Annotated in this window: 20 protein-coding genes; 9 read left to right on the top strand and 11 right to left on the bottom strand. The window is 67.3% G+C overall.

Annotation, left to right across the window (positions count from 1 at the left end):
• Nucleotides 1-61: 61 nt before the first annotated feature.
• The 4 genes from groL to ABD022_RS06955 all read right to left on the bottom strand — a co-directional run bounded on the left by groL (nt 62) and on the right by ABD022_RS06955 (nt 4,580).
• Complete coding sequence (gene groL / locus ABD022_RS06970) at nt 62-1,708, bottom strand: chaperonin GroEL (protein ID WP_343820613.1); 1,647 nt, start codon at nt 1,706-1,708, stop codon at nt 62-64.
• A 30-nt stretch (nt 1,709-1,738) separates the two neighbouring features.
• A complete protein-coding gene (locus ABD022_RS06965; protein ID WP_343820612.1) occupies nt 1,739-2,026 on the bottom strand; it encodes a co-chaperone GroES in 288 nt (95 codons plus the stop codon).
• Between the two features lie 126 nt (nt 2,027-2,152).
• Entirely contained in the window at nt 2,153-2,905 is a 753-nt protein-coding gene (locus ABD022_RS06960; protein WP_325124283.1) for an N-acetylmuramoyl-L-alanine amidase family protein, read from the bottom strand.
• A 70-nt stretch (nt 2,906-2,975) separates the two neighbouring features.
• On the bottom strand, nt 2,976-4,580 hold the full coding sequence (locus ABD022_RS06955; protein WP_325124282.1) for a methyl-accepting chemotaxis protein: 1,605 nt from the start codon (nt 4,578-4,580) through the stop codon (nt 2,976-2,978).
• A gap of 302 nt (nt 4,581-4,882) precedes the next feature.
• Here ABD022_RS06955 and ahpC point away from each other — a divergent pair, with 302 nt between their 5' ends.
• The gene (gene ahpC, locus ABD022_RS06950) at nt 4,883-5,446 is read left to right on the top strand and encodes an alkyl hydroperoxide reductase subunit C (protein ID WP_325124281.1); all 564 of its coding nucleotides are present in this window, start codon (nt 4,883-4,885) and stop codon (nt 5,444-5,446) included.
• Between the two features lie 144 nt (nt 5,447-5,590).
• Nucleotides 5,591-7,165, top strand: coding sequence for an alkyl hydroperoxide reductase subunit F (ahpF, locus tag ABD022_RS06945; RefSeq protein ID WP_325124280.1), 1,575 nt, complete (start codon nt 5,591-5,593; stop codon nt 7,163-7,165).
• A gap of 84 nt (nt 7,166-7,249) precedes the next feature.
• Here ahpF and ABD022_RS06940 read toward each other — a convergent pair whose 3' ends face one another.
• Nucleotides 7,250-8,167 carry a LysR family transcriptional regulator gene (locus ABD022_RS06940; RefSeq protein WP_325124279.1) on the bottom strand — a complete coding sequence of 306 codons (918 nt, stop codon included), beginning with the start codon at nt 8,165-8,167 and terminating at the stop codon, nt 7,250-7,252.
• A 108-nt stretch (nt 8,168-8,275) separates the two neighbouring features.
• On the opposite strand from ABD022_RS06940, the gene scpC reads away from it, so the two are divergent.
• The 6 genes from scpC (at nt 8,276) to ABD022_RS06910 (ending at nt 15,404) form a co-directional block, all read left to right on the top strand.
• Nucleotides 8,276-9,787: a succinyl-CoA:acetate CoA-transferase ScpC gene (gene scpC, locus ABD022_RS06935; RefSeq protein WP_325124278.1), complete on the top strand. Its 1,512-nt coding sequence runs from the start codon at nt 8,276-8,278 to the stop codon at nt 9,785-9,787.
• 109 nt (nt 9,788-9,896) lie between these two features.
• Nucleotides 9,897-10,532 carry a leucine efflux protein LeuE gene (gene leuE / locus ABD022_RS06930; RefSeq protein ID WP_325124277.1) on the top strand — a complete coding sequence of 212 codons (636 nt, stop codon included), beginning with the start codon at nt 9,897-9,899 and terminating at the stop codon, nt 10,530-10,532.
• Between the two features lie 229 nt (nt 10,533-10,761).
• A complete protein-coding gene (locus tag ABD022_RS06925) occupies nt 10,762-12,315 on the top strand; it encodes an ABC transporter ATP-binding protein (protein ID WP_343820609.1) in 1,554 nt (517 codons plus the stop codon).
• A complete protein-coding gene (locus ABD022_RS06920; RefSeq protein WP_343820608.1) occupies nt 12,308-13,372 on the top strand; it encodes an ABC transporter permease in 1,065 nt (354 codons plus the stop codon). The genes ABD022_RS06925 and ABD022_RS06920 overlap by 8 nt, the downstream gene beginning before the upstream one ends.
• Nucleotides 13,373-13,376: 4 nt before the next feature.
• The gene (locus tag ABD022_RS06915) at nt 13,377-14,294 is read left to right on the top strand and encodes an ABC transporter permease (RefSeq protein WP_325124274.1); all 918 of its coding nucleotides are present in this window, start codon (nt 13,377-13,379) and stop codon (nt 14,292-14,294) included.
• 27 nt (nt 14,295-14,321) lie between these two features.
• Nucleotides 14,322-15,404: a BMP family ABC transporter substrate-binding protein gene (locus tag ABD022_RS06910; protein WP_343820606.1), complete on the top strand. Its 1,083-nt coding sequence runs from the start codon at nt 14,322-14,324 to the stop codon at nt 15,402-15,404.
• 104 nt (nt 15,405-15,508) lie between these two features.
• Here ABD022_RS06910 and ABD022_RS06905 read toward each other — a convergent pair whose 3' ends face one another.
• Nucleotides 15,509-15,982 (bottom strand): PaaI family thioesterase, encoded by a 474-nt coding sequence (locus ABD022_RS06905; RefSeq protein WP_343820604.1) that lies wholly within the window; start codon nt 15,980-15,982, stop codon nt 15,509-15,511.
• A 154-nt stretch (nt 15,983-16,136) separates the two neighbouring features.
• Between ABD022_RS06905 and ABD022_RS06900 the strand changes: the two genes are divergently transcribed.
• Nucleotides 16,137-16,646 (top strand): copper chaperone PCu(A)C, encoded by a 510-nt coding sequence (locus ABD022_RS06900; RefSeq protein WP_325124271.1) that lies wholly within the window; start codon nt 16,137-16,139, stop codon nt 16,644-16,646.
• Between the two features lie 73 nt (nt 16,647-16,719).
• Here the strand turns inward: ABD022_RS06900 and ABD022_RS06895 are convergent, their stop codons facing one another.
• The 5 genes from ABD022_RS06895 to tolA form a co-directional block, all read right to left on the bottom strand.
• Entirely contained in the window at nt 16,720-17,541 is an 822-nt protein-coding gene (locus ABD022_RS06895) for an alpha/beta fold hydrolase (protein WP_325124270.1), read from the bottom strand.
• A 10-nt stretch (nt 17,542-17,551) separates the two neighbouring features.
• Entirely contained in the window at nt 17,552-18,226 is a 675-nt protein-coding gene (gene ybgF / locus ABD022_RS06890) for a tol-pal system protein YbgF (RefSeq protein WP_325124269.1), read from the bottom strand.
• 149 nt (nt 18,227-18,375) lie between these two features.
• Nucleotides 18,376-18,867, bottom strand: coding sequence for a peptidoglycan-associated lipoprotein Pal (pal, locus tag ABD022_RS06885; RefSeq protein WP_325124268.1), 492 nt, complete (start codon nt 18,865-18,867; stop codon nt 18,376-18,378).
• A gap of 39 nt (nt 18,868-18,906) precedes the next feature.
• Entirely contained in the window at nt 18,907-20,214 is a 1,308-nt protein-coding gene (gene tolB, locus ABD022_RS06880; protein ID WP_325124267.1) for a Tol-Pal system beta propeller repeat protein TolB, read from the bottom strand.
• Between the two features lie 13 nt (nt 20,215-20,227).
• On the bottom strand, nt 20,228-21,439 hold the full coding sequence (tolA, locus tag ABD022_RS06875) for a cell envelope integrity protein TolA (RefSeq protein WP_343820602.1): 1,212 nt from the start codon (nt 21,437-21,439) through the stop codon (nt 20,228-20,230).
• Nucleotides 21,440-21,445: the final 6 nt, after the last annotated feature.

The following is a 21,445-nucleotide window of genomic DNA, read 5'->3' as shown; positions in this document are numbered from 1 at the left end:
GGGGATTTCCATTGGCCGGGTGCCGGCCGGCGCGTGGCGCCGGACCGGGAAGGGCAGGGGTTTAGAAGCCGCCCATGCCGCCCATGCCACCCATGCCGCCCATGTCGGGCATCGGAGCAGCGGGCTTGTCTTCGACGATTTCGGCCACGGCGGCTTCGGTGGTCAGCAGCAGGCTGGCGACCGAGGCAGCGTTTTGCAGCGCGGTGCGGGTGACCTTGGTCGGGTCGATCACGCCCTGTTCGACCAGGTCGCCGTACTCGCCGGTGGCGGCGTTGTAGCCGTAGTTGCCTTCGCCCTTTTCAACCGCGTTGACGATCACGCTGGCTTCGTCGCCGGCATTGGTGACGATGGTGCGCAGCGGGGCTTCGATGGCGCGCAGGACCAGCTTGATGCCGGCGTCCTGGTCGGCGTTGTCGCCCTTGACCTTGGCCACGGCGGCCTTGGCGCGGATCAGCGCAACACCGCCGCCCGGGACGATGCCTTCCTCGACGGCCGCACGCGTGGCGTGCAGGGCGTCTTCGACGCGGGCCTTCTTTTCCTTCATTTCGACTTCGGTGGCCGCGCCCACGCGGATCACCGCCACGCCGCCGGCCAGCTTGGCCACGCGTTCCTGCAGCTTTTCACGGTCGTAGTCCGAGGTGGCTTCCTCGATCTGCGCACGGATCTGCTTGACGCGGGCTTCGATGTTCTTGGCATCGCCGGCGCCGTCGATGATGGTGGTGTTTTCCTTGGCCACTTCGATGCGCTTGGCCTGGCCCAGCATGTCCAGGGTCGCCTTTTCCAGCGACAGGCCGGTTTCTTCGGAGATCACCGTGCCGCCCGTCAGGATGGCGATGTCTTCCAGCATGGCCTTGCGGCGGTCGCCGAAGCCCGGGGCCTTGACGGCGGTGGTCTTCAGGATGCCACGGATGTTGTTCACGACCAGGGTGGCCAGGGCTTCGCCCTCGACGTCCTCGGCCACGATCAGCAGCGGGCGGCTGGACTTGGCGACTTGTTCCAGCACCGGCAGCAGGTCGCGGATGTTGCTGATCTTCTTGTCGAAGATCAGGATGAACGGATCATCCAGCACGGCGACTTGCTTGTCGGGGTTGTTGATGAAGTAGGGCGACAGGTAGCCGCGGTCGAATTGCATGCCTTCGACGACGTCCAGCTCGTTGTCCAGGGACTTGCCGTCTTCGACGGTGATGACGCCTTCCTTGCCGACCTTGTCCATCGCGTTGGCGATGATTTCACCGACGGAGGTGTCGCTGTTGGCCGAGATCGAACCGACCTGGGCGATGGCCTTGCTGGTGGTGCAGGGCTTGGACAGCTTGTGCAGTTCGTCGACGGCAGCGATCACGGCCTTGTCGATGCCGCGCTTCAGGTCCATGGGGCTGATGCCGGCGGCCACGTACTTCAGGCCTTCTTCGACGATGGCCTGGGCCAGCACGGTGGCGGTGGTGGTGCCGTCACCGGCGTTGTCGGAGGTCTTGGAGGCGACTTCCTTGACCAGCTGGGCGCCGATGTTCTCGAACTTGTCCTTCAGTTCGATTTCCTTGGCGACGGAGACGCCGTCCTTGGTGACGGTGGGGGCGCCGAAGGAGCGGTCCAGCACCACGTTGCGGCCCTTGGGGCCCATGGTGGTCTTGACGGCATTGGCGAGGATGTTGACGCCGCGGACGATGCGGGCGCGGGCGTCGTCACCGAAATAAACTTGCTTTGCAGCCATGTTGAGATTCCTTGGTTTGATGGGGGTGGCTTACTGGATCACGGCGAGGATTTCTTCCTCGCGGATGACGAGCACTTCCTCGCCATCGACCTTGACGGACTGGCCGGCATACTTGCCGAACAGAACCTTGTCGCCGACCTTCAGATCGACCGGGATCACTTTGCCGTCCTCGGTCTTCTTGCCGGGGCCGACGGCCAGGACTTCGCCCTGATCGGGCTTTTCAGCCGCGCTGTCAGGGATGACGATACCCGAGGCGGTGGTGCGCTCGTTGTCCAGACGCTTGACGATCACGCGATCGTGCAAAGGACGCAGTGCCATGGAGGAACTCCTGTACGTAGAAACAGTTGGAAAATGCGGGGGCCGGCCGCTGTTGTTAGCACTCAACCCCATCGAGTGCTAATTATAAGGACGATTACCGGGGTTTCAAGGGGCGGGAGAGGCTTGTTACAAGTCGGCGGGGCGGGTGCCGGCGCCCCGGTTCCCGGTGCGCTGGTCCGACAGGCACGCATGCGCGCCCCGGGCAATGGCGCGGGCCAGCCGCGCGATCGTCTCCGGGTTTCCCAGGCGGGTTTCTTCCCGGGGATTGACGATGACGCCCGCCTCGATCAGCACGGCGGGCATGGGTGCGGCCCGGAGCACGGCCAGGCCGTCGTACCGGTGGATGCCCAGGCGCCGGTCGACGAATGGGTGGTTTTCGCCTTCCACCGGCTCCGCGTGGTATTCCGACGGGCGCTCTCCCGAGGCGCGCAGCCGCTCACCGATGGCCCGGGCGCATTGCAGGCTGTGGGCCGGGCGGGGATTCCGTTCCGAGACGAAGATCGAATAGCCGGCGAACTCGGTCCGGCGGCCTGCCCGGAGATACCGCGCCTGGGCCGAGTCGTGATGGATCGACACGAGCAGATCCGCGTCCGGCGCGCCTGCCGGCCGGAGTGCTGGGGGGATGTCCGCCTCGATGCCCTCGATCCGGGTCGTCCGGTCGCCCAGCGCGGCGATCTCATGGGCGAGGGTGGCGGTCAGGTCCCGGTTGTACAGGTATTCGGCGCGTCCGCTGGCACCCGTGGCGCCGGGCTGCTGCGGCCCATGGCCCGCATCCAGCAGGATGTGTGCGGCGTGCGTCGGCCATGCGCAGCACAGGGCCGACAGCAGGGCGAGCAGGCGGCGCACGGAGCGTCTGGGGCTGGAGCGCGTGAATGCCAAGGCAATGATCCTCCGGGGCGGCAGGGCCGCTTTCCCAGTGTAGTCTCCCTGGCATGCCTGGGCGTTCTCTTCAGGCCGCGAGGCGGGGCGGAACATCCGGCCGGGGCAGGGCGGGCGCGGCGGCGCCCATGTCCAGCCGGAACACGCCGGCCGCGCTGGCCAGGCTCAGGGTCTGGCCGTCCAGGGTCTGCACGGCGGTGAACGATTCCTCGGCCATCGCCGCATTGCCCTGGGTCAGGTCGCCCAGATGGATGAACGTTTGCTGGATGCGCGCCAGGTCGCGCGCCTGGTCCTGGCCCGCACGGTGGATCTGGTCGATCAGTTCGCCGACGCGGCCGTTCTGCTCCAGGATGTCGCTCATGGCCTCGGTGGCTTCGCGCGTGCGGGCCACGCCGCCTTGGGCGATCTGCACGGTTTCATGGATCAGGCCGCCGATTTCCCGCGCCGCCGCAGCGGAGCGTTGGGCCAGCGCCCTGACTTCGCCGGCGACCACGGCGAAGCCGCGGCCCTGTTCGCCTGCCCGGGCAGCCTCGACGGCGGCATTGAGCGCCAGGATGTTGGTCTGGAAGGCGATGCTGTCGATCACCTGGACGATGTCGCCGATCTTCTGGCTGGCCGCATCCATGCGCTCGATCTGCTGCGCCGCCTGGTGCACGATGTCCGCGGCGCGGGTGGCCGCCTGCCCGGACGCCTGGGCCAGGTCTACAGCCTGCCGGGCGTTGCCGGCGTTGTGCTCGATCAGCCCGGCCAGCTGGTCCATCGCCGTTGCGGTCTCGGACAGGCGGCTGGCCGCCAGTTCGGTCTCGCCGCTGAGGTTCCGGCTGCCCTGGGCGATTTCGGTCGAGGCGTGGCGCAGGCCATGCAGCTGGCTGTGGACATCGTCGATGAAGGATCGCAGGTTCAGGCTGGCTTGGGTGATGGCTTTCTGGATCGAGGCGATCTCGTCCAGGCGGGATAGCCGCCAGTCGTCCACGGGCTGGCCCGTGGCGGCCTGGATGGCCTGGCGCTGGATGGCGCGCAGCGGCCGCACCAGGGAGCGGTCCAGCAGCAGGCCGGCCAGCAGGGCTGCCACGGCGCCGCCGAGGCAGGCGCCGGCCCAGGCTGTGCCGCGCAGTTCCGCCAGCCACGCGATGCCTGCCCAGCAAGGCATCAGGCCGGCCAGGATCAGCGCCAGCCGCTGGCGCAGCGACAGCGTGCGCAGCCCGTTGCGCCAGCGCCGCCATCCCGTGTCCAGCAGCAGGCCCCGGTGAAACCGTACGGACGGGCGGCCGGCCCGGAAGGTGGCGAAAACGTGCTCGGCCGCCTCGATTTCCGCCCGGCTGGGCTTGGTGCGGACCGACAGGTAGCCGCTGAGGACTTCATGATGGTAGACGGGGGCAACGTTGGCGCGCACCCAGTAGTGATCTCCGTTCTTGCGCCGGTTCTTCACCACTGCGGTCCAGGAACGGCCCTGCTTCAGGGTGTCCCACAGATCCTGGTAGGCCTCGGGAGGCACGTCGGGGTGACGCACGATGTTGTGGGCCTTGCCCAGCAGTTCGGCGTGCTCGAAGCCGCTCACGCGCACGAAGGCCGCGTTGGCGTAGGTGATGCGGCCCTTGAGGTCGGTGGCCGACAACAGTGTTTCGCCATCGGGGAAATCGTATTCCTGTTGAGTGACGGGCAGGTTCTTGCGCATGATGATGGATTCCCCAAGATGGTTAACATCTAAAACATCTTTTTTATCAATGACTTATCTGATCACTCAGTGACCATGCATCATACTTGTGTTGCATGTTTTTTTCGCATATTCCATGATGTCGTTTTGGCATAAAACAACGCGGCGCCATTCTGTTCCAGAACGCAGACGCCGGTTTCGATAGTCGATGACAATCGACAGCATTTAAACAATCAATTTTACTTATCGGCCGGACTTGCCTACACTGGTCTCCGTTGCCCCTAGCGGCCATTCACTGAACCTCTGAACAAGGAGCTGTTTTCATGTCCCTGATCAACACCGTCATCAAGCCCTTCAAGGCCACCGCCTATCACAACGGCAAGTTTGTCGAAGTCAGCGACCAGACCGTCGCCGGCAAGTGGTCCGTGTTCGTGTTCTATCCGGCCGACTTCACTTTCGTGTGCCCGACCGAGCTGGAAGACCTGGCCGATCACTACGCCGAATTCCAGAAGCTGGGCGTGGAAGTCTATTCCGTGTCCACCGACACCCATTTCGCCCACAAGGCCTGGCATGACACGTCCGACGCCATCAAGAAGGTCAACTACCCGATGATCGGCGACCCCACCCACCTGCTGGCCCGCAACTTCGACGTGCTGATCGAGGAAGAAGGCGTGGCGCTGCGCGGCACCTTCGTGGTGAACCCCGCCGGCGAAATCAAGGTCCTGGAAATCCATGACAACGGCATCGGCCGCGACGCGTCCGAACTGCTGCGCAAGGTCAAGGCCGCCCAGTACATCGCCAGCCACCCGGGTGAAGTCTGCCCGGCCAAGTGGGAAGAAGGCGCCAAGACGCTGACCCCCTCGCTGGACCTGGTCGGCAAGATCTAAGCCGGCGCGCCGGCGCCGCCGGCCCCCGCGTCCGCCGCGCCCACCCGGGCCGTGGCGGGCGCTCCCCCTTCCCCTCGCTCATGATTGGGCGGCGCCGCAATCGTGCGCCGGGAGAGGGCTCGCATTTGAAAAAAGGTGATGAACATGCTGGATGCAAACCTCAAAGCGCAATTGGGAACCTATCTCGAGCGGGTGACCCTGCCCGTCGAGCTGCGCCCGTCCCTGGACGACGGCGAATCTTCTCGTGAACTGCGTGCCTTGCTGGAGGACATCGCCAGCCTGTCCGACAAGATTACCCTGGTGGACGGTGCGCCCCGTGATGCGCATACGCCGTCCTTCGAAATCGCCCGTGCCGGCACCGACATCGGCGTGCGCTTCGCCGGCATTCCGCTGGGGCATGAATTCACGTCGCTGGTGCTGGCGCTGCTGCAGGTCGGCGGCCATCCGCCCAAGCTGGATGATGCAGTGATCGAGCAGATCCGCAGTCTGCCTGGCGAGTACCGGTTCGAGACCTATTTCTCCCTGTCGTGCCAGAACTGCCCGGACGTGGTGCAGGCCCTGAACGCGATGTCCGTGATCAATCCGCGCATCCAGCACGTGGCGATCGACGGTGCCCTGTTCCAGGACGAAGTCCAGAAGCGCGAGATCCTGTCGGTGCCTGCCGTGTTCCTGAACGGCGAGCTCTTCCACCAGGGACGCGCCGGTGTCGAGGAACTCCTGGCCAAGCTGGACGTCGGCGACGATGCCGCCAAGGTCGAGGCCTTGAACGCCCGCGAAGAATTCGACGTGCTGGTGGTCGGCGGCGGCCCGGCGGGTGCCGCGGCAGCCGTGTACGCCGCCCGCAAGGGTATCCGCACGGGTGTGGTGGCCGAGCGCTTCGGCGGCCAGGTGCTCGACACCATGGCGATCGAGAACTACATCTCCGTGCTGGAAACCGAGGGACCGAAGTTCGGCGTCGCCCTGGAGCAGCACGTCAAGGCCTACGAAGTCGACATCATGAACCTGCAGCGGGCCAGCCGTCTGATCCCGGGCAAGTCCATCCAGGTCGAACTGGCCAGCGGCGCGACGCTCAAGGCACGCACCGTGATCCTGTCCACCGGCGCGCGCTGGCGGCAGATCAACGTGCCCGGCGAGGACGAATACCGCAACCGCGGCGTGGCCTATTGCCCGCACTGCGATGGCCCGCTGTTCAAGGGCAAGCGCGTGGCGGTCATCGGCGGCGGCAATTCGGGCGTCGAGGCGGCGATCGACCTGGCCGGCATCGTGGGTCATGTCACCCTGATCGAGTTCGGCGACGCCCTGCGGGCCGACGACGTCCTGCAGCGCAAGCTGCGCAGCCTGGCCAACGTGGATGTCATCACGTCGGCCCAGACCACCGAGATCCACGGTGACGGCAAGCGCGTGACCGGCCTGAGCTACACGGACCGCACGAGCGGCGTGCCGCATCGCGTCGAACTGGAAGGCGTGTTCATCCAGATCGGCCTGGTGCCCAACACCGAGTGGCTCAAGGGCACGGTCGAGCTCAGCAAGCACGGCGAGATCGTGGTCGACGCCCGGGGCCAGACCTCGGTGCCCGGCGTGTTCGCGGCGGGCGATGCGACGACGGTGCCCTACAAGCAGATCATCATTGCTGCCGGCGAGGGCGCCAAGGCCGCCTTGTCCGCCTTCGATCACCTGATCCGCAGTTCGGTGGCGGATAGCGAAAAGGCCGTTGCCTGACCGCTGGGACGCGCGCATGACGCGGCGGGCCGGAGAGATCCGGTCCGCCGTTTTTCTTTCCGCGGCCGGGCCGGGCGTGGCACGTCAGTCCGGGCGTCCGTCTTCCATCCGGGGCCAGGGGCCGTCGATGTGCTTGCGGCACAGGTCCACCCAGGCCTGGGCGGCGTGGCCCAGCATGGGCCAGGCCGCCGACAGCAGGGCGATGTCCCAGCTCAGGGTATCGGGGCCCAGGGGGCGGGCGTCCAGGCCCAGGGCCGCCGGATCCCGGATGAAGGGCTCGGGCAGCAGCGCGATGCCCATGCCCGCCTGCGCCATGGACAAGGTCCAGTCCCATTGCCCGCTGCGGGCGGCGATCAGCGGCTCGAAGCCGGCGGCCTGGAATTGCCTGTCCAGCAGGCGGGCCAGCGCGAAGTCGTCGTCCAGCAGGACCAGGGGCTGGCCGCGCAGGTCGCGGACCTGGGGCGAAGCCGGCAGGGGCCGCATCAGCCCCGGCTGGCCGACGGCCAGGATCCGGTGCCGGGCCACGACCCGCGGGCGCAGGCCCAGTTCCGGCGCCACGGGCATCAGGCTGAATCCCAGGTCCAGCCGGCCTTCGGCCACCTGGCGCTCGATGGCGCGCCCCGTGTCTTCGTGGAGCGCGACTTCGATCTTCGGGTAGCGCTGGCGGTATTCCTTCAGCGGCGCGGTGAACAGCCGGTTGATCATCGGCGGCAGGCCGAGATCGAGACGGCCCAGTTCCAGGGCCTGCGTGCGGGCGATGTCGCGCAGCAGGGCCCGGTGCGCCGCGAGCACTTCCTGCCCGCGCGCCAGGACCACCCGGCCCATGTCGGTGAGCCGTGCGGGGCGCCGTTCGCGATCCAGCAGCGGTGCGCCGATCTCGTCCTCGAGCTGGCGGATCATCTTGCTGACCGTCGATTGCGTGACGCCAAGCGCCGTGGCGGCATGGGTGAAGTTCTGCCGCCGGGCGGTTTCGACGAAGTAGCTGAGGGCGCGCAGGTCCATTGAGATCGGCCTCCATCATCATGAATAAATGGAATTGTATGCATTGATTCCATGAATATTCACGATGATATTCTCGATTCATCATCGCACCAAGAGACGAGGAGACCCATGATGATGGAACGCCTGCAATGCCCCCGGCTTGGATCCCGGATCATGACGGCGCAGCAAGCCGCCGCCCTGTTTCGCGACGGCATGACGGTCGGGATGAGCGGTTTCACCCGCGCCGGTGACTGCAAGGCACTGCCCGCCGCGCTGGCCGAGCGGGCGCGGCATGAGCGCCTGCGGCTGAACCTGATCACGGGCGCATCGCTGGGCAACGACAGCGACGGGCTCATGGCCGAGGCCGGGCTGCTGGCGCGCCGCCTGCCGTTCCAGGCCGACGCCACGCTGCGGCGCAAGATCAACGAAGGGCAGGTCATGTTCATCGATCAGCATCTGTCCGAGACCGTCGAGCAGCTGCGCACGGGCCACCTGCCCCGGATCGACATCGCCGTGGTCGAGGCGGTCGCCATCCTGCCCGATGGCGGCATCGTGCCTTCCATGTCCGTCGGCAATTCCGCCAGCTTCGTCGCCCAGGCCGATCGGGTGATCGTCGAGTTGAACACCAGCGTTCCCATGGGCCTGATGGGTCTGCACGACATCTACGTGCCGGGGGACCGCCCCGCGCGCGAACCCATTCCCCTGACCCGGCCGGACCAGCGCATCGGCACGCCGGCGATTCCCGTCGACCCGGCGCGCATCGCCGCCATCGTCGTCACCGGCCATCCCGACAGTCCCTCCAACGTCCTGCCCCCCGATGAGGACACCCGGGCGATCGCCCGCCACATCGTCGATTTCCTGGGGGGCGAGGTGGCTGCCGGGCGCCTGGCCGATACGCTGCTGCCGCTGCAGGTCGGCATCGGCACCATCGCCAACGCGGTCGTGCACGGGCTGGTGGATGCGCCGTTCCGCGACCTGCAGATGTATTCCGAGGTTCTCCAGGACAGCGCCATTGCGCTGATCGATGCGGGCCGCGTGTCCTTCGCCTCGGCCTCGTCGATCACCCTGTCGGAACCGGTGTACCGGCACTTCATGGAAAACCTGGATGCGTATGCCCGGCGGATCGTGCTGCGCCCGCAGGAAATCAGCAACCATTGCGAGATCGTGCGACGCCTGGGCGTCATCGCCATCAACACCGCCCTGGAATTCGATCTCTACGGCAACGTGAATTCCACGCACGTCGGCGGCACACGGATGATGAACGGCATCGGCGGCTCGGGCGATTTCGCCCGGCAGGCCCACCTGTCGATCTTCGTGAGCAAGTCGGTGGCCAAGGGCGGCGACATTTCCAGTGTCGTCCCGATGGTGGCCCATGTGGACCACACCGAGCACGATGTCGACATCCTGGTCACGGAATGGGGGCTGGCCGACCTGCGCAACCTGGCGCCGCGCGAACGCGCGCCCCGCATCATCGAATGCTGCGCGCATCCGGACTACCGCGAAGAGCTGTTGGATTATTTCCGCCGCGCCTGTGCCCGCGGGGGACACACGCCGCATCTGATCGGCGAGGCCCTGTCCTGGCACGAGCGCTACGCCGACACTGGCTCGATGCACGCGGCCGAGCGCATGGCCTGCGCCTGATCGTGCCATGTCCGCCGGGGTATCCGGCATGGCGGGTACCCCGGGACCGCTGCCGGCCAATGCGCCGGCGGCATAAAATACCGCCTTCTTCCCGGTAGCGAGGCCTGCCATGCTGTCGCAATATGGTGTGTTGGACGTCTGGACCTATCTGGCCGGGACGATCTTCATCGTCCTGCTGCCGGGGCCGAATTCCCTGTTCGTGCTGGCCACGGGCGCCGGGCGGGGGGTGCGCGCCGGCTACCAGGCCGCCTGCGGCGTGTTTGTCGGCGATTCCATCCTGATGGCACTGACGGCGGCTGGGGCGGCCTCGGTCCTGCGCCTGCTGCCCATGGTGTTCATCGCCCTGAAGGCCGCGGGGGCGGTCTACCTGACGTACCTCGGGGTCCGGCTGCTGCTGTCGGCCTGGCGGCCGGGGCCGGCGCAGGTCCACGCGGTCGCCGGCGGCCCCGGCAGTCCCTTCCGCAAGGCCCTGCTGCTCAGCCTGCTCAACCCCAAGGCCATCCTGTTCCTGCTGTCCTTCTTCGTGCAGTTCGTGGATCCGGCCTACCCGCATCCGGCCCTGTCCTTCTTCATCCTGGCCGCGATCCTGCAGACGTGCAGCCTGCTGTACCTGTCCATCCTGATCTTCGGCGGCGCGCGCCTGGCGGCGGCATTCCGGCGGCGCCAGGGCCTGGCGCGCACCGGCAGCGGCCTGGTGGGCGCGCTGTTCCTGTGGTTCGCCGGGCGCATGGCCTTTGAGGCCTGAACGGTCTTCGGCCTGCGGCACGTTCAGTCATCATCGTGCAATAATAATGATCATTCATCTTAAGTGATATTCCGGTGTCGTCCGCCCGGCGCCCCTGCGGCGCGGCGGTGGCGGATCGCGCATGCCAGGCCAGGCTAGGGGTTTATCCCCTTTAGGTGCCCCTGCGCATCCTGAGTAGAATTTTTCGCATCCCGGGTGTTTCACGAATGATTCGAACTAGGATGCCTGCATGCCTGCGCGACTGGCTTTACGAAACATCAGCAAATCCTATCCGGCGGTCCGAGCGAACGACGCGGTCGACCTGACCGTCGAACCCGGCGAGATCCACGCCATCCTGGGCGAAAACGGCGCCGGGAAATCCACCCTGATGAAGATCATCTATGGCGTGGTCCGCCCCGACGAAGGCACGGTCCACTGGGATGGCCAGGAAGTCCGGATCGCCAATCCGGCGGCCGCCCGTGCGCTGGGCCTGGGCATGGTGTTCCAGCATTTTTCCCTGTTCGATACGCTGACGGTGGCGGAAAACATCGCCCTGGGCCTGCCGCCGGGCACCGACATGCAGACCCTGGAAACCCAGATCGCCGAAACGGCGGCGCAGTACGGCCTGGACATCGAGCCGCGCCGCCATGTCCATACCCTCTCGGTGGGGGAACGCCAGCGCGTGGAAATCGTGCGTGCCCTGCTGGGCAAGCCGCGCCTGCTGATCCTCGACGAACCGACCTCGGTGCTCACGCCCCAGGCGGTGCTGCGGCTGTTCGACGTCCTGCGGCAGCTGGCGGACGAGGGCTGCAGCATCCTGTACATCAGCCACAAACTCGACGAGATCCGCGCCCTGTGCCATCGCTGCACGGTGATGCGCTCCGGCCGGGTCACGGGCGTCTGCGATCCGCGCCAGGAAACCGAGGCCGGCCTGTCGCGCCTGATGATCGGCGCCGACCTGCCGGTGCACGAGCACCACGAACGCCCGGCGGGGCCGGTGCTGCTCCAGGTGCGCGGCCTGGAGCTGCCCCCTGCGCATCCCTTCGCCACGCCGCTGGCGGGCATCGACCTGGACCTGCGGGCGGGAGAAATCCTCGGCGTCGCGGGCGTGTCGGGCAACGGCCAGCAGGAATTGATGGGCGTGCTCTCGGGCGAGGACACGCGCGCGGCCCGCGAAAGCATCCTGTTCGATGGCCAGCCCGTCGGCCACCGTTCGTCGGCCTGGCGGCGCATGCAAGGCATGGCGTTCGTCCCCGAAGAACGCCTGGGCCGCGGCGCCGTGCCCGACCTGTCCCTGGCGCGCAACCTGCTGCTTTCGCACCAGGGGCCGGATACCGTGCGGCATGGCTGGATCCGCGACGGTGCCGTGCGCCGCATCACGGCGGGCATCATCGAGCGCTTCCGGGTCAAGGCGCCCGGTCCGCAGGCCCTGGCCGGCAGCCTGTCGGGGGGCAACCTGCAGAAATACATCGTCGGCCGCGAAGTCGTGCGCCAGCCCCGGCTGCTGATCATCGCCCAGCCCACCTGGGGGGTCGACGTGGGCGCCGCGGCGCAGATCCGGGGCGAACTCCTGGCGCTGCGCGATGCGGGCTGCGCCATTCTGCTGATTTCCGAGGAACTGGACGAATTGTTCGAGCTGTCCGACCGGCTGGTCGTTCTGGCCAAGGGGCGCCTGTCGCCCCCGCTTGCACGCGCCGAGGCCACGCGCGAACGGATCGGCCAATGGATGAGCGGCCTGTGGCCCGGGGCCGATGCCGCCGGGGCGGCCACCGCCCGCAACGTCCCGGAGGCCGTCCATGCTTGAGCTCATCGCCCGCGCCGAGCCTTCACGCCGGATGGTGTGGCTGTCGCCCCTGATGGCGGTCGCCCTGACTGCCTTGTGCGGTTTCTTCATGTTCATGGCCGTGGGCAAGCCCCCCCTGGAAGGCCTGGCCGCCTTTTTCGTCGAGCCGCTCGCCAGCCGGCACGGCTGGGCCGAGATCGGCGTCAAGATGGCGCCGCTGCTGCTGTGCGCGGTCGGCCTGGCGCTGTGCTTCCGCGCCAATATCTTCAACATCGGGGCGGAAGGCCAGCTGGTCGTCGGCGCCGTCGTGGCCGGCGCATTCATCCTGCAGTTCGACGACGGGACGGGCGGCGGAGGCGGGCCGCTGATGATTGCGCTGGCGTTGCTGGCAGGCGCCCTGGGCGGCGCTGCCTGGGCGGCGCTGGTGGCCTGGCTGCGCGACCGCTACCATGCCAATGAAATCCTGGTCTCCCTGATGCTGGTGTACGTGGCGCAGCTCCTGCTCAGCTACCTGGTGCACGGCGTGATGCGGGATCCGGACGGCTTCGGTTTCCCGCAGTCGCGGCTGTTCGACGACAGCTTCCTGCTGCCGGTGTGGCCGGGCACCCGGCTGCACCTGGGCTTCGGGCTGGCGCTGGCGGCAGCCCTGGCATCCTGGCTGCTGCTGTCGCGCCTGTTCGCCGGCTATCGCCTGACGGTGGGGGGCCTGGCGCCGCTGGCCGCGCGCTATGCCGGGTTTTCCTCGCGCCGCGCGCTGTGGGGCTGCATGCTGGGTTCCGGCGCCCTGGCGGGCGTGGCGGGGGCCTGTGAAATCATGGGGCCGATCGGCCAGCTCACCCCCTCGGTTTCCCCGGGCTACGGCTTCGCCGCCATCATCGTCGCCTTCGTGGGGCGGCTGCATCCCATCGGTGTCGTGTTCGCCAGCTTCGTCATGGCCCTGTTCTACATCGGCGGCGAGCTGTCCCAGACGCGCCTGGGCATGCCCAGCGCCATCACCGGCATCTTCCAGGGCATCCTGCTGTTCTCGCTGCTGGCCTGCGATGTCCTGATCCACCAACGCCTGCGCTGGAGGCGCTGACGCCATGGACGTACTGGCTCCCCTGATCGCAGCTGCCATGAACGCCGGCACCCCGCTGATGCTGGCGGCCCTGGGGCTGCTCGTCAACGAGAAATCCGGCGTCATCAACCTGGGTTCCGAAGGCATGATGCTGGTGGCGGCGGCCCTGGGTTTTGCCGTGACCGTGCAGACCGGCAGCACCGGCCTGGGTTTCCTGGCCGGAGCCGCCGTCGGGGCCCTGCTGGCGGGTGTCTTTGCCTGGCTGGTGGTCTGGCTGGGGGCCAATCAGGTCGCCTGCGGCCTGGCCCTGTCCCTGTTCGGCGTCGGCCTGTCCGCCTTCATCGGCCTGCCCTACGTCGGCGCCACGATCCAGGCGTTTTCCTGGTCGGTGCCGGGATTGGCCGATCTGCCCTTCTTCGGGCCGGCCCTGTTCCAGCATCATCCCCTGGTCTACGGCGCCCTGGCGCTGGCGGTCGGCCTGACCTGGTTCCTGTACCGTACGCGCGCCGGCCTCGTCCTGCGCGCCGTGGGCGAATCGCCCGAATCCGCCCATGCCCTGGGTTACCCGGTGCGCCGGATCCGCCTGGCGGCCCTGCTGTTCGGCGGGGCCTGCTGCGGCCTGGCGGGCGCCTTCATGTCGCTGGTCTATACCCCGATGTGGGTCGAGAACATGGTCGCGGGTCGCGGCTGGATCGCGCTGGCGCTGACGCCATTCGCCACCTGGCGTCCGCTGCGGGTGCTGGTCGGGGCCTATCTGTTTGGCGGCATCACCATCCTGACCTTCCACATGCAGGCGCTGGGGGTGCCGATCGCGTCCCAGCTGCTGTCGATGCTGCCCTACCTGGCCACCATCCTGGTGCTGGTCCTGATCTCGCGCAATGTGAACTGGATCCGCATCAACATGCCCGCGTCTCTGGGACGCGCATTCAATCCCAACCACTGATCGTTGTCTTCCACGGAGACCCTCGCCATGAAAACTCGCCTGTTTCGTCAAACCCTGGTGGCCGCCACCGCCGCGGCGTGCCTCTGGGCCGCCGGCCCCGCCGCCGCCGAACCCCTGAAGATCGGCTTTGTCTACGTCAGCCCGGTGGGCGAGGCGGGCTGGTCCTGGCAGCAGGACCTGGGCCGCAAGTACATGGAGCAGCAGCTGGGCGACAAGGTCAAGACCCAGTACGTCGAGGACGTGCCCGAGGGCGCCGACGCCGAGCGCGTCATCCGCGACCTGGCCCAGCAGGGCAACAAGCTGATCTTCACCACGTCCTTCGGCTACATGAACCCGACCATCAAGGTCGCCAAGCAGTTCCCCGACGTGAAGTTCGTGCATTCCACCGGCTACAAGACCGCGCCGAACGTGGCCACGACCAATGCCCGCTTCTACCAGGCGCGCTACGTGGCGGGTATCCTGGCCGGGCACAAGACCCAGACCGGCGTGGTCGGCTATGTGGGCGCCTACCCGATCCCCGAGGTCCTGCAGGGCATCAACGCCTTCACGCGCGGCCTGCGCAGCGTCAAGCCCGATGCCACGGTGCGCGTCATCATGGTCAACAGCTGGTTCGATCCGGGCAAGGAACGCGACGCCGCGCTGGCCTTGCTGGACCAGGGCGCCGACATCGTCACCCACCACACCGATTCCACCGCCACCGTGCAGGCTGCCGAGGAACGCGGCAAGTGGGCCATCGCCTACCACTCCGACATGCTGAAGTTCGGTCCCCACGCCCAGCTGGGCGCCGTCACCCACCATTGGGGGCCGTACTTCACCCGCGAAGCCCAGGCCATGCTGGATGGCACCTGGAAGTCCGACCAGGTCTGGGGCGGTTTCAAGGAAGGCATGGTGGCCCTCGAAGGCTTCGGCCCCGCCGTGGATGACGCCCTGAAGGCCGACCTCAAGGCCAAGGAAGACGCCATTGCCAACGGCACGCTGAATGTCTTCGCCGCGCCGATCAAGACCAATGAAGGCAAGGTGGTCCTGGCCGAAGGCGCGCTCGACGACAAGGGCCTGAACGCCATGGACTATTACGTCGAGGGCGTGGTCGGCAAGCTGACCAAGAACTGAGCGGCCTGATCCCCGGGCGCATGCCCGGGGCGCCTGCGAGAGCGCCGGTGTCCTGCGGATGCCGGCGTTTTTGCATCCGGGCGCCGCGCTGCCGGCGGATGCGCCTACGGCGCCTTGCGGGGTACCGACCAGGTGCTGACCACCTGGGCCACGGGGTCGCCGCCGTCTTCGGGCAGCAGCAGCGCTTCGCCGGCCGTCATGCGCCCGATCTTCAGGATCCGGGCGCGGGCGATGATCCCGCCGGCCGGTGCGCCCCGCAGGAAATTGATCGTCAGGCTGGCGGTGACCGATTCTGCGATCCCTGTGGTGCCGACCACGGCGGCGTACAGGGCGAGGTCCGCCAGGCCCATCAGCATCGGTCCGGCCACGATGCCGCCCAGGCGCTGGTTGGAAGGGCTGGGCGGCAGGCGCAGGGTGGCCTGCCCGTGGCGGATGTCCAGGATCTCGACGCCCAGCACGGCGGCGAAAGGATGCAGCCTGTCGAGCAGGGCCCGGAATTCTTCCGGGGTGATGCGGGCTTCCGGGGCGTCCGTGGCGGAGGCCGCCGGTTCGAGGACAGTTTCGAGCGGCTTGGACATGGCTCAAAGAGGAAGCGAAAAGCTCATAGTACACTGGCCCGGCCGGGCTTGACTGGATGCTCCCGGCCGCGCCGGCCGGCGTTCCGGCCGGTACCGTCGCAGGCCGCCCGGGCGGCCTGCGGGTCACATCATGGGTAGTCAAATGAAGAAAGCTATGACGCGCACACTGGGAATCTCGGCCGGCCTGCTGCTGGCCGTGTCGGCTTCGGCCTGGGCGCATGGACACGGCGCCGCCCAGGGCGCGGCGGCCAAGGTCTCGGCCACTGTGAAGGCGTCCGATTGCTGGATCCGCCTGATCCCGTCCCCGGCCCCTTCGGGCGGGTTCTTCGTGGCGCACAACGCCGGGCAGGAAGACGCCGTGCTGACGGGCGCCCATTCGCCCGACTACGGCATGGTCATGCTGCATGAAACCACCGAATCCGGCGGGATGAGCAAGATGTCCATGGTTCATCAGGTTGCCATCCCTGCGGGCAAGGACCTGGCGTTCAAGCCGGGCAGCTATCACCTGATGCTGGAACAGCCCCGCGCCGGCCTGAAGGTCGGCGATACCGTGCAGGTGGATTTCACGCTCGCCAACGGCGAAGTCTTCTCCGCGGCCTGCGAAGTCAAGTCGCCCAAGGCCATGTCGGGCGGGCATGACATGTCCGGGCACATGAAGCACTGATGCCACCGGCCCGGCCGCCGCATGCCGCGGCCGGCCGGGCGCCGGCGGATTGCGCCGGCGCAGCGGATGCGGCTCAGGCGTCCGCGATGAATTCCAGTATCGTGCGGTTGAACGATCGCGGGTTGGCCAGGTTCATGCCATGGGCGGCCAGGGCGATGCGCGCGCGCCGTGCGTGCGGCAGCAGTTGCTGCAGCCGGTCCTGGCGGGTGCCGTACTTGGCGGGGCTCTGTGCGCCACCCACCAGCAGCACCGGGCAGGACAGGGCCGCGGCGTCGCGTGGATCCACCGGCAGGTTGGCCTCGCGCACCTGGGACAGCAGCGTTGCGACGTTGTCCCGCACCATGTCCTTGAACCAGCCGACCATGCGGCGCCAGGTATCGGCGCCGTTCACCGTGTCGATGAATTGCTCGATCGCGCCTTCCGTGTCGCCAGCCCGCAGCCGCTGCACGGCATCGGCATAGAAGACGGGCGTTTCGGGCTCATCCGTGAAGCGGAACCCGGGATCGGCCAGTGTCAGCGACCGGCACAATTGCGGTGCCTGGATCGCCAGGGCCAGCGCCACCTGGGCGCCACGGGAATGGCCGATCACGTGCGCGCCGCCTTGCGCATCCAGCGCCCGGAGCAGATGCGCCAGGTCGCCGGCGTGGCGGTCGATGGCGTATCCGTCCTGGGGATGGGGCTGCGCATCGGGCCAGCAGCCGCGCAGGCTGGGCGCGATGACGCGATGTGTTTCGGCGAAGGCCGGCACCTGCCACCGCCAGTAGCGGTAGTCGCACAGCGAGCCATGGATCAGCAGCACGGGCGCGCCATCGCCCGCACCGTCCTGCGTGTAGTGCAGGACGCCGTCGGGCAGGGCAAGCGCGTGGTGTGGCGGGGCGGCGGGCGTGGCCGGCATCGCGGGTCGGTTACAGCAGCTTCAGGCGGCTCTTGGCTGTCTCGGCGGACGCGCTGCCGGGGTAGTCCTTGATGATGCGCTGCAGGCTGGCCTTGGCGCCTTTCATGTCGTTGAGCTCGATCTGGTCGGCGGCCACCACCAGCAGGGCGTCGGGCGCGCGGGGATCGTCGGGGCGGTTCTTCACCAGCGTCAGCATCGTCTGGATGGAGTTCTTGAAGTCCTTGGAGGCGTACTGGCTGCTGCCCAGGTAGAACAGGGCGTCGCCGGCCAGCGCGCTGTCGGGGTACGACTGGATGAAGGTGGAAAATCCTGCCGCGGCTTCCTTGTAGCGGCCGTTGCGGTACTGGTCGGCCGCGGCTTCGTAGGCGGCCTGTTCCTGCGGGTCGCCGGTCTGCGGCGTCTGCGGCGCATTGCCGCTGCCGCCTGCTTCGGGGGCGCGCTGGCTCAGTTCTTCGATGCGGCCCCGCAGCGAGGCGATTTCCTGGTGCAGCAGATCCATCTGGTCGGCCAGCTGCAGCCGGGCCTGCTGGTTCTGCTCGTTCATCTGCTTGATCTGGGTGCGCAGTTCCAGGATCGCGCGCCGCGCCTCGTCGTCGGAAAAGGCCTGGGCGGCGGGCGCAGCCAGCGTCAGGGCCAGCAGGGTGGCGGCGGTCAGGGCATGCAGGCGATGGGTCGATGCGGTCATGAGTCTTGGATCCAAGTGAAAAGGCCCCCCACGCAGCGCGGGTCTCGCCGCATGCCGTCCCCTAGGGGACGGTTCAATCCCGGGGTGGCCCGGCAATGAAAAAACGCCGTAGCGGGGGCCGCTACGGCGCTGTCACGGCCTGGCCGGGATCAACGTTGGTAGTTGATGTCGGCGCGGCGGTTCTCGGCGTAATCGGCTTCGGTGTTGCCCAGGGCCTTGGGACGTTCCTTGCCGAAGCTGATCGCTTCGATCTGGTTGGCATTGACGCCCAGCAGGGTCATCATGCGTGCCACGGCATCCGAACGGCGCTGGCCCAGAGCCAGATTATATTCGGTGCTGCCGCGGGCGTCGGTGTTGCCTTCCACGCGAACCTTCTGGCCTTGGTGGCTGGTCAGGTAGTTGGCATGCATCTCGACGACGCTGCGGTACTGTTCGGGCACCGTGTAGCTGTCGAAATCGAAGTAGACCGAGCGTTGTTGCGCGAGCGGGCTTTGCGGATTGAAGGGATCCATGATTTGCCCAGCGGACGCCGAATCGGAGCCGTTGCCCGAGCCGTTCTGGTCCAGCGGCACGGAGCTGCAGGCGGCCAGCGAGGCGGCGATGGCGGCGATGGTCAGAGTCCTGGTGATGCGCGAGCTCATTTAATGTCCTTTAGAAGAAAGAAGAGTCACACGGAAAAATCAGTCTGTGAACGGGCCCCAGGCAGGCTCGCGGACCTTGCCGTTGAGTACCGACAGAGTCTGGCGTACGCGTCCGTCGACCGAAGTCACGGCCAGCACGCTGCGGCCGTTCTGGATGGCGCTGTAGAGCACCTGCATTCCATTGGGAGCGTAGCTGGGGGATTGATCGTCCGGACCGTCCGTCAGAATCTGCTCGGAGCCCGAATTCAAGGCGAGGCTTGCAATCCTGAAGGCACCGTTTCTGCGAGTAACGTACACCAGTTGTTGTCCATCCGGCGATACCCTAGGTGAAATATTGTAACTGCCCGAGAAAGTGAGCCGCTGGGCATCGCCGCCGCCCGCCGGCACCTTGTAGATCTGCGGGCTGCCGCCCCGGTCGCTGGTGAATACCAGGGACTGGCCATCGGGGGTGTAGCGCGGCTCGGTGTCGATCAGCGGGGAACGCATCACCCGGCGCAGATCGGATCCATCCGTGTTGATGGTGTAAATCTGCGAAATGCCGTCTCTTGACAGCACGATCGCCAATCGGTGGCCGTCCGGCGACCAGGCGGGCGCACTGTTGTTGCCCTTGTAGTTGGATACCGGCTGGCGCTGGCCGGTGGCCAGCGTCTGCACATAGATCACGGATTTGCCCGATTCGAAGCTCACATAAGCCAGCCGGGAACCGTCCGGCGACCAGGCGGGGGAGATGATGGACTGCTTCGAACGCAGCATGACCTGAGGATTCTGGCCGTCCGCGTCAGCAATTTGTAACTCATATCCGTTGCTGGTCTGCAACACGTAAGCGATCCGGGTCGAGAATACGCCGCGCACGCCGGTGATCTTTTCGTAGATCCGGTCGGCGATCCGGTGGGATATCCGGCGCAGCTCGGCTTCGGTGCCGCCATAGGACGCCTGGTCCAGCTCGATCTTGCGCACGTTGTCCACCAGCCGGTAGCTGACGGTGTACTGGCCGCCGTTCTGCGCGACCGTGCCGTAGGCCAGGTAGTCCGCGCCGCGCGCCTGCCAGGTGCCGTAGTCGATCTGGCTCTGGACGTCGAGGCCGGCGCCCGAGGCGCCGATCAGCCGGAACTGACCCGATCGGGTCAGGTCGGCGCGGATGACTTCGGGCACCGAGGTCGTGCTGGCGGCGCCCGCGAAATCGGCGATGGCGATCGGGTACTGGGTGGCGCCCACACCGGAAATGTCGACGCGCAGCTGCGCATGGGCCGCCGGAGCGGCCGCGACAGCCAGCGCGAGGCCCAGGCCTGCCGAGGCGGCGCGCCGCCAGAGGCGGCCGATGAAGCCGGAGGCTGTGAATACGGTCATGGTGACGATCTCCTTAGTCGTACATGCGGTAGTCCACGTCAATATACGACGGATACTTGCCGCCAGGCGGTTTCGGGAAGGGCGAGCAGGCCAGGATCCCCTTGTGGACGGCATCGTCGAAACGGGGATTGCCAGAGGATCGGGTCAGATCGACTCCCTGGACCTGGCCATTGGAACCCAGGCGGGTCCGGAAGCTGGCCGTGGGATTGGCCGAACCATTGCGGGGCGGCACGTTGTAGATCACGCCGGGCTGGACGCAGGCGCGCACCTTGGCGGCGTAGCCGTCGTTGCCGCCGCCCCCGCGCTGGTTGCGGTCGGCGTTGCCGCTGGGGATGCCAGCCGCTTCCAGGGCGTCGCCGCGCATGGCGGCCTTCAGGGCCTGGCGCTTGGCTTCGGCCTCTTTGGCGGCTTTTTCCTTTGCGGCTTTTTCCTTGGCCGCCTTCTCGGCCGCTGCCTTTTCGGCGGCGGCTTTTTCAGCGGCAGCCTTTTCAGCGGCCGCTTTCTCGGCAGCGGCTTTCTCGGCAGCGGCCTTCGCGGCCTTTTCTTTCTCCGCCTTTTCCTTTTCGGCCTTTTCACGGGCCGCCTGCTCGGCGGCGGCTTTTTCCTGGGCGGCCTTCTCGGCAGCGGCCTTTTCAGCCGCTGCTTTCTCCGCCTTTTCCCTTTCAGCCTTTTCCTTGGCCGCCTTCTCGCGCGCTGCCTGTTCTGCGGCTTCTTTCTCGGCTTTTTCCTTGGCGGCCTGTTCGGCCAGGCGGCGTTCCATTTCCTCGCGCGCCTTGCGTTCTTTGGCCAGGGCGATCTCGGCCTCGGCCTGCGCCTGGGCGGCCGCGGCGGCCTTCGCCTGTGCTTCGGCGGCCATCTGGGCCTGCCGTGCAGCTTCGGCCTGGGCAGCCTGTTCGGCGGCCAGGCGGGCGCTGTCGTCCGGCTGGGGCTCGGGTTCCGGCTCCGGTTCGGGTTCCGGCGTGGGCTGGGGTTCCGGTTGCGGTTCGGCCTGTGGCTCTTCGGGTTGCTCCTGCGGCGCTGCGGCGTCGGCCACCGTGCCCTGGGCCCAGAGCTCGACCTGGACGGGACCCGGATTGTCCGGTGCGGTGGAGAAACCTACCACCATCAGCAGGATCAGCAGCCCATGGGCAGCCAGCGAGACGACCAGGCCGCGCCTGTCGTCGCGTGCGCCGGGCGGGGCGTCGTCGTCGGAACCGGTGTTGAAGAAACGGTCGAACAGATTCATGGGTCA

This window comes from Castellaniella daejeonensis, assembly GCF_039523555.1.
In the GTDB taxonomy this organism is placed as follows: domain Bacteria; phylum Pseudomonadota; class Gammaproteobacteria; order Burkholderiales; family Burkholderiaceae_B; genus Castellaniella; species Castellaniella daejeonensis.
This window is presented reverse-complemented; position numbering and strand designations above follow the sequence as displayed.